The following is a 6,835-nucleotide window of genomic DNA, read 5'->3' as shown; positions in this document are numbered from 1 at the left end:
CGACGTGCACTGACGGCCAGTGGCGAAGTCAGGACGGACGAGGCGCCGGGAACCGCGTAGGCTGATGGCCCGCGCAGGAGGCACGAAAGAATCATGGCCGCACCCATCCTCGAGGTGGACATGGAGCACCCCTCACCGCGCCACATCCAGCGCGCCGTGGAGGTGCTCGAGCGCGGCGGGCTCATCGCCTATCCGACGGACACGTACTACGGCATGGGGTGCGATCTGGGCTCGAAGCGGGCGATTGAGCGGCTCTACCAGCTCAAGGGCCGCGACAAGAAGAAGCCCCTGTCCTTCCTGTGCCCGGACCTGTCGGACGTCGCTCGCTACGCCCACGTCAGCAATTTCGCGTATCGAACAATGAAGGGTCTCACCCCTGGTGCGTTTACCTTCATCCTCGAGGCGACGCGCCTGGTGCCTGATTTGATGATGTCCCGGCAGAAGCAGGTGGGTATCCGGGTCCCGGATGCCCCCCTGGCCCGCGAGCTGGCTCGCGCGCTGGGGCGTCCTCTCGTGACGACGTCGGTGAGCAACACCCAGGGTGAGCCGCTCACGGACGCACGGGAGATAAAGGAGGAGTTCGGCCATGGGCTGGAGCTCATCCTTGACGGGGGTGTGACGTTGAACGAACCGTCGACAGTGGTTTCACTCATCGGCGATACGCTTGAAATCCTCCGGCAGGGCAAGGGTAGGCTGGAGGACTGAAACTCGAACAAGAAGAGGGGGGCCACCGTGGAATCAGGGGCCGCGGAGCCAGCGCGAACGGACATGCCACAGCACGTCCCTTCGCCTTTGAGGTTGCTATTGCTGCTGTTGTTTCGCCCGGTGGACCTGCACTACAGGCTCCGGGCGGCGGGAATCCTCGCGCCTGGGGGGCGCATCGGTCAGTTGTGGAGGGAGCAGGGTGAGGGTGGACGCGCCGCGGGGCTCTATGTCCGGCGGATGTTGCTCTTGCTGGTGGTGGGCTCGCCCCTGGTGACGGGGCTGATGGGGCTGGGGCTCTACTGTGCCGGCATCCCACTTCGCGGCGGCTGGGCGGTGTCCGCGTTGTGTTGTTCGGCCGTGGGGCTCGCGCTCGCCCAGGTGTCGGGGCTCGCGGCCGGGGTGATGCTGGGCTCGCTGGCCAGTCTGTCCATGCTGGTGGGGCTGCACGCCACGGCGGCCGGAGCCTTCGGGCCGGTGCTCGGGGGCTGGGCGGGAGTCGCGGTGGGGGTGTGTCTGGGCATGGTGTCCGGGCTGTCGGTGGGGAGCATCGCGAGCATCTCCGGCGGACGAGGCCCGTCCGTGTGGCGGGTGCAGACGGCGGGCATCATCACCAGCCTGGTGCCCATGTTGGTGTGGAGCCGTCAGGCCAATGTGTCCTTCGCGGGCGCGGTGGCGGCGGCGGCGCTGGTGGCCTTCCTGGTCAGCGCGTTCCGGTTGCCGCTCTATGCGTTGGAGGTGCTGGCCTCGGCGATGGCTTATGCCGTTGAGCGGTGGACGGGGCGTCCGACGTTGCAGTGGGTGCCTGTGCGCCACCACAACCTGAGCTATCTGCCGCACCCGTTCCTGGGCAGGCACCTGGCGCTGGCGGTGCGGTCGCGGCCCGCGGAGGTGCTCGCGGTGGCGGATGCCTGCCTGCGCTCGCCGGGGAACATCCTGGTGGGCTGGCCGTGGGTGGTGCAGGCGCTGGAGCAGGCCTCCACGGAGGGCGCGGGCAGGCCGCGTCCCTGAGTCCGGGGGCCCCTGGAGGCCGCGAGTATCGGCTGGCCAGGGGCCTGGGTGTCATGGAGCGCGGGTCGACAGATTGCCTCGGCGCGGGGCTCCGCTAGCCTGGGGGCATGGAAGGGTTGCTCGACGCGTTCATCGCCTTCATCCGCGCGGAGCGTGGGCTGTCCGGCAAGACGGTGGACGCCTATGCCTCGGACCTCACCGCCTACTTCGAGGACCTGCGCGCGCGGGGTGTGCAGGATGCGACGCGGGTCCGGCAGGAGGATGTGACGGCGCACCTGTCGTCGCTGTCCAAGGGCGGGCTGGGCAAGCGCAGTCAGGCGAGGCACCTGGCCGCGCTTCGGAGCTTCCATCGCTTCCTGGTCGCCGAGCGGTTGGCGGACAAGGACCCGACGGAGGACGTGGACACGCCGCGCTCGGCGAAGAGGCTGCCGTCGTTCCTGACGCTGGAAGAGGTGGAGCAGCTCCTGGCGGCGCCGGATGAGCGGACGTCGGCGGGGCTGCGCGACAAGGCGATGTTGGAGGTGTTGTACGCCACGGGCCTGCGCGTCAGCGAGCTGTGTGGGCTGGGCGTCAACGACGTGCAGTTGAGCGCGGGCTACCTGGTGGCGAAGGGCAAGGGCGCCAAGGAGCGCGTGGTGCCGCTGGGGCGCATGGCGGTGGAGAAGGTGCAGGAGTACCTGGGCAACTCCCGCCCGGCGATGCTCGGTCGGCGCGCGTCGCGGGCCCTGTTCGTGACGCCCCGGGGTTCGGGCTTCACGCGGCAGGGGTTCTGGAAGCTGCTCAAGCGGTATGCGCTGAAGGCCGGCATCCTCAAGCCCATTTCTCCCCACAAGCTGCGGCACTCCTTCGCCACGCATCTGGTGGAGCGTGGGGCGGACTTGAGGGCCGTGCAGCAGATGTTGGGGCACGCGGATCTGGCCACGACGCAGATCTACACCCACGTTAACAGCGCCCGCCTGCGCTCCGTCTACGACGAGTTCCATCCGCGCAGCGACGTGTTCGTCCCCAAGCCGAAGAAGCGGAAGACGGCGTCGTAAATCCAGGTGTTCCGGGGCGTGGCGGGTGGGTGGGTGGACCCGACATGTCAGACCGGGCACTAGACTGCCTACGTACTGAGTAGACACCCTTGAGAGTTGGGTGTTACGGATGGGACCTCTGAGGTTCCATCGGCGGAGGTGGGCGTGGGGCGGAACAAGGACAAGAAGCCGGCGACGTACGAGGATATCGAAGCGCTTCCGGTCGGTTGGGTGGGGGAGATTGTCGAAGGGTTGCTGTATGCGTCGCCGCGCCCGGCGATGGGCCATTTGCACGTGGCCTCACGACTCGGGGCGTTGATCATTCCGCCCTTCGATTGGGCCCGAGGGGGGCCCGGGGGATGGTGGTTCTTGGACGAGCCGGAGCTTCATTTTGGGGCGAACGTCGTGGTCCCGGACATCGCGGGCTGGCGACGCGAGCGGGTTCCGGAGCCGCCGGAGCCGGAGACTCCGTGGCTCTCGCTGGCTCCCGACTGGGTTTGCGAGGTGCTGTCTCCTTCGACACGAAGCACGGACCGCGTTCGCAAGCTGCCGCTGTACCACCGCAGCGACGTGCGACATGCGTGGCTCATCGACCCGTTGCGGTGCTCCCTCGAAAGCTATCGGAGCGTGAGTCGAGGCTGGGAGCGTGTGGGCCTTCATGAGGGGCCCGTCGTGATTCGCGAGGAGCCCTTCGAGGCGGTGCCGCTCGACCTGGGGTTGCTCTGGTTGCCACGGCGTGCAGGGAAGGGACACAAGGGGGACGCTGTCATTCTCCCTTGAGGATGTGGTGTCGCGGAGGGGACCTCTGAGGTCTCATTGACGGAGGTGGGCGTGGGTCAGGGCAAGGGCAGGAAACCGGCGACGTACGAGGACATCGAAGCGCTTCCGGTGGGATGGGTGGGGGAGATTGTCGAGGACTTGCTGTATGCGTCGCCTCGTCCGGCGGTGAGGCATCTGCACGTGGCCTCGCGACTCGGGAGCCTGCTGGGGATGCCCTTCGAGTTGGGGCCGGGTGGACCGGGTGGCTGGTGGTTCCTGGATGAGCCGGAGCTGCACTTCGGGCGAGATGTCCTCGTCCCGGATCTGGCGGGCTGGCGTCGGGAGCGTGTTCCGGAGCCACCGCATGATGCGCCCTGGCTGACGCAGGCTCCGGATTGGGTCTGTGAGGTGCTGTCTCCCTCAACAGAGACAAAAGACCGGCTCCGCAAGCTTCCGGTCTATCACCGTGAAGGCGTGCGGCATGTGTGGCTCATCGACCCCGCGCGGCGCTCGCTGGAGGTGTATCGCCAGGGCTCCGGGGGATGGGAGCCGGCAGCGCGCCATGAAGGGGACGTCATCGCGCGCGTGGAGCCGTTCGAAGCCGTGGTCCTGGCGCTCGACCTGCTCTGGTTGCCCCGGCGTGAAGCGGAGCGCGGCGAGCACACTCCGTCCTCGCGTTGAGCGGCTGGCTCAGGGCGCCACGTTGACGACGGGGATTCCAAACGGGTCCGTGCTCGCGCGCCGGGCTTCGGCGGCCGACTCGGCTTCGGGCAGGGGCGCGACATGAATCAACCCACTGGCCATCAGCCGGTGCACCGAGCGCGACGCCGCCAGCTCACCCATGGCCGCGGTGCGCAGGGCCTGCCGGATGCTCCGGCTGCCGCGCAGCTTCGAGTACAGATACAGGTCATCCGCCGTGAGCTGCGACGGGGTGGGGCGGGGAATGGGCTCGAACACGAGCCGGCCGTCGAGCGCGAACAGCTCGTCGCTCAGGGCCAGCGTCAGGCGCACCTCGGCCTCGCGATACAGCGCATGGGCCTCGGGCACGGGGCCTCGCTCCAGGATCTGCGCGGCCAGCGCCACCGCGTGGTCGTACTTCCCCGTCTCCAGGAAGCGCTTCACCAGCGTCAACAGGTCCGCCAGCTCCGCGGCCTCGCCCACCTTCGGGCCCTTGGCCATCCGGGGCGACAGCGCGCCGCGACGGTACAGGTGGAGAATCCACCGCGCCGCGAACAGCGGGGCCTCCTTCGCCGTGGCCAGCATCTCGCTCAGGGTGGCGCCGCCCGCCGCCAGCTCCAGCAGCTTGTCCTCCTCCTCGGAGAACGTCTCCACGGCGAACTCGCGGAACACCCTGAACGTGGCGTCCAGGTGCGGGAAGACGTCACGGAACATCGTCCACTCTCGCAGCCGCGTCACCGCGTCCCGGTGCAGGCCATTCAACGAGAGCTTCAGTCCCACCGCGCGGGAGGCGGGGGGCAGCTTCGGGGTGAACTCCACCTCTCCCGACTCCCAGCCGTAGCAGTCGAAGAGGGCCTCGCGCGCCTTGTGCTCCATTGCCTCGATGAGCCGGGGCAGCTCCACGAAGCAGCGCTGAACCAGGAAGGTGCCGTACGGAGTGCTCGCGCCCTCCGCCGCCTCGAAGGCCGCCGCGGCCCGGGGCGCGTCCAGGATGCGCAGGTTCACCAGCACCTGGGCCAGGTGCTCCCGTGGGTCATTCGAGCTCTCGCCCACCAGGAAGCCGTCCTTCACCTGGAAACAGCGTCGGATGGCGCCGCGCTCCACCCTCAGCGTGCCCTCCACTCCGGCACCCGAGAACAGCGGCGGCATCACCATCTGCAGGCGATAGCTGGCGAGACTTCCCTTGAATGACTCCATGCCGGTTCGTCCTCCCGAAGTGCGGCTGCTCGCAGGTGAGGCGATCAGGGTACCGCTCCACCCACCGCCGCTCAACCGCAAGTGCCTGGAATCCCTCGGGATTTATGTGCGGGTCGAAATTTTTCAGGCAGGGACGCGGCGGGCATTCAACAGGCAACGGACGCCAGCCCTCCTGAACGGAAGGTTGCAGGTGCGCGGCGGGTATGCGACCACCCGCGCTCACCTGATTTCAGATTCGAAATGGGAATCTGACCTTTTTGACTCGCGATTCGGAACCCAGACATGCGGACCCTCTCAGGCGTGCAGTCCTCCGGAAAGCTGCACATCGGCAACTACTACGGCGCCATCCGCCAGTTCGTGCAGATGCAGGACGAGGGCGAGGCGTACTACTTCATCGCCAACCTGCACGCGCTCACCACGGTGAGGGATCCGAAGCTCGCGCTGGAGCTCACGCGCGATGCCGCCGTCTCGTACCTGGCGCTCGGGCTGGACCCGAAGAAGGCCGTGCTCTTCCGCCAGAGCGACGTGCGCGAGGTGCTGGAGCTCAACTGGATTCTCGGCACCGTGGTGCCGCACGCGCACCTGGAGCGGGCCCACAGCTACAAGGACAAGGTCGCCAAGGGCATCTCCCCGGACTTCGGCCTCTTCGCCTACCCGGTGCTGATGGCGGCGGACATCCTGCTCTACAGCGCGGACGCCGTCCCCGTGGGCAAGGATCAGATTCAGCACGTCGAGTTCGCGCGCGACTGGGCCGTGAAGTTCAACACCGAGTACGTGAAGGGCTATGACCCGGCGGACCCGGAGGGCAAGGAGCGCGGACACACGCCCGGCATCCTCAAGCTGCCCACGGCCCGTATCCAGGAGTCCACCCAGACGGTGCCCGGTATCGACGGCAAGAAGATGTCCAAGTCGTACGGCAACACCATCGAGCTGTTCGGGGAAGAGAAGGACATCAAGAAGCGCATCATGTCCATCAAGACGGACTCGACTCCCGTGGAGGCGCCCAAGCCGGTGCCCGGCGCGGAGCGTCCGGCGGACGTCGTCAGCGAAGTGCCCCTCTACGACCTGCTCAAGCTGATGCTGCCGGAGTCCGAGTTCGCCGAGGTGGACGCTTCCTGGAGGGCGGGAGGGAAGGGCTACGGGGACTACAAGAAGCGGCTCCTGGAGGCCTACCTGACGACCTTTGGCCCGGCCCGTCGGCGGTACGCCGAGCTGGTGAGCGACCCGGCCGAGCTGGAGCGCATCCTCCAGGACGGCGCGAATCGGGCGCGTCAGGAAGCCTCTCTGCTGATGGACAAGGTCCGCCGCGCGGTGGGTATCCCGTGAGGTCCTGGGCCTGAACGGGTGTTTACCGCCGTTTGTTTGACCCACCTAAAAGCCACTGTTAAGGAGGTGTGTCCCCCGGCTCGCGCTCGAGGCCGGCGGATTTGAGCCCTTGCGTGATGACGAGCCGCCACCGAAAACCAGAAGGA

The 6,835-nt window shown here is 67.7% G+C and carries 7 protein-coding genes; 6 read left to right on the top strand and 1 reads right to left on the bottom strand.

All coding sequences use genetic code 11. The features are described from left to right. The first annotated feature begins 93 nt into the window (after positions 1-93). The 5 genes from ACN469_RS37720 to ACN469_RS37700 all read left to right on the top strand — a co-directional run bounded on the left by ACN469_RS37720 (position 94) and on the right by ACN469_RS37700 (position 4,169). Positions 94-705 carry an L-threonylcarbamoyladenylate synthase gene (locus tag ACN469_RS37720; protein ID WP_498776219.1) on the top strand — a complete coding sequence of 204 codons (612 nt, stop codon included), beginning with the start codon at positions 94-96 and terminating at the stop codon, positions 703-705. Positions 706-768: 63 nt separating this feature from the next. Beyond that, complete coding sequence (locus ACN469_RS37715; RefSeq protein ID WP_498776217.1) at positions 769-1,713, top strand: hypothetical protein; 945 nt, start codon at positions 769-771, stop codon at positions 1,711-1,713. A 107-nt stretch (positions 1,714-1,820) separates the two neighbouring features. After that, a complete protein-coding gene (xerD, locus tag ACN469_RS37710) occupies positions 1,821-2,750 on the top strand; it encodes a site-specific tyrosine recombinase XerD (RefSeq protein WP_498776215.1) in 930 nt (309 codons plus the stop codon). Between the two features lie 138 nt (positions 2,751-2,888). Next, positions 2,889-3,509 carry a Uma2 family endonuclease gene (locus ACN469_RS37705; protein WP_498776213.1) on the top strand — a complete coding sequence of 207 codons (621 nt, stop codon included), beginning with the start codon at positions 2,889-2,891 and terminating at the stop codon, positions 3,507-3,509. A 45-nt stretch (positions 3,510-3,554) separates the two neighbouring features. Then, positions 3,555-4,169 carry a Uma2 family endonuclease gene (locus tag ACN469_RS37700; protein ID WP_498776221.1) on the top strand — a complete coding sequence of 205 codons (615 nt, stop codon included), beginning with the start codon at positions 3,555-3,557 and terminating at the stop codon, positions 4,167-4,169. A gap of 9 nt (positions 4,170-4,178) precedes the next feature. Here ACN469_RS37700 and ACN469_RS37695 read toward each other — a convergent pair whose 3' ends face one another. Beyond that, a complete protein-coding gene (locus tag ACN469_RS37695) occupies positions 4,179-5,363 on the bottom strand; it encodes a DUF4388 domain-containing protein (RefSeq protein ID WP_498776211.1) in 1,185 nt (394 codons plus the stop codon). A gap of 282 nt (positions 5,364-5,645) precedes the next feature. On the opposite strand from ACN469_RS37695, the gene trpS reads away from it, so the two are divergent. Then, positions 5,646-6,689 (top strand): tryptophan--tRNA ligase, encoded by a 1,044-nt coding sequence (gene trpS, locus ACN469_RS37690; RefSeq protein ID WP_498776210.1) that lies wholly within the window; start codon positions 5,646-5,648, stop codon positions 6,687-6,689. Positions 6,690-6,835: the final 146 nt, after the last annotated feature.

This window comes from Corallococcus terminator, assembly GCF_049194865.1.
Lineage (GTDB): Bacteria > Myxococcota > Myxococcia > Myxococcales > Myxococcaceae > Myxococcus > Myxococcus terminator_A.
The sequence above is the reverse complement of the archived record's forward strand: the minus strand, read 5'-3'. Positions and strand labels throughout refer to the sequence as shown.

What these genes read in the sequence shown, in the direction of transcription:
- ACN469_RS37720 (WP_498776219.1), top strand. Translation starts at nt 94, where the DNA reads ATGGCCGCACCCATCCTCGAGGTGGACATGGAGCACCCCTCACCGCGC.
- ACN469_RS37715 (WP_498776217.1), top strand. Translation starts at nt 769, where the DNA reads ATGCCACAGCACGTCCCTTCGCCTTTGAGGTTGCTATTGCTGCTGTTG.
- xerD (WP_498776215.1), top strand. Translation starts at nt 1,821, where the DNA reads ATGGAAGGGTTGCTCGACGCGTTCATCGCCTTCATCCGCGCGGAGCGT.
- ACN469_RS37695 (WP_498776211.1), bottom strand. Translation starts at nt 5,363, where the DNA reads ATGGAGTCATTCAAGGGAAGTCTCGCCAGCTATCGCCTGCAGATGGTG.
- trpS (WP_498776210.1), top strand. Translation starts at nt 5,646, where the DNA reads ATGCGGACCCTCTCAGGCGTGCAGTCCTCCGGAAAGCTGCACATCGGC.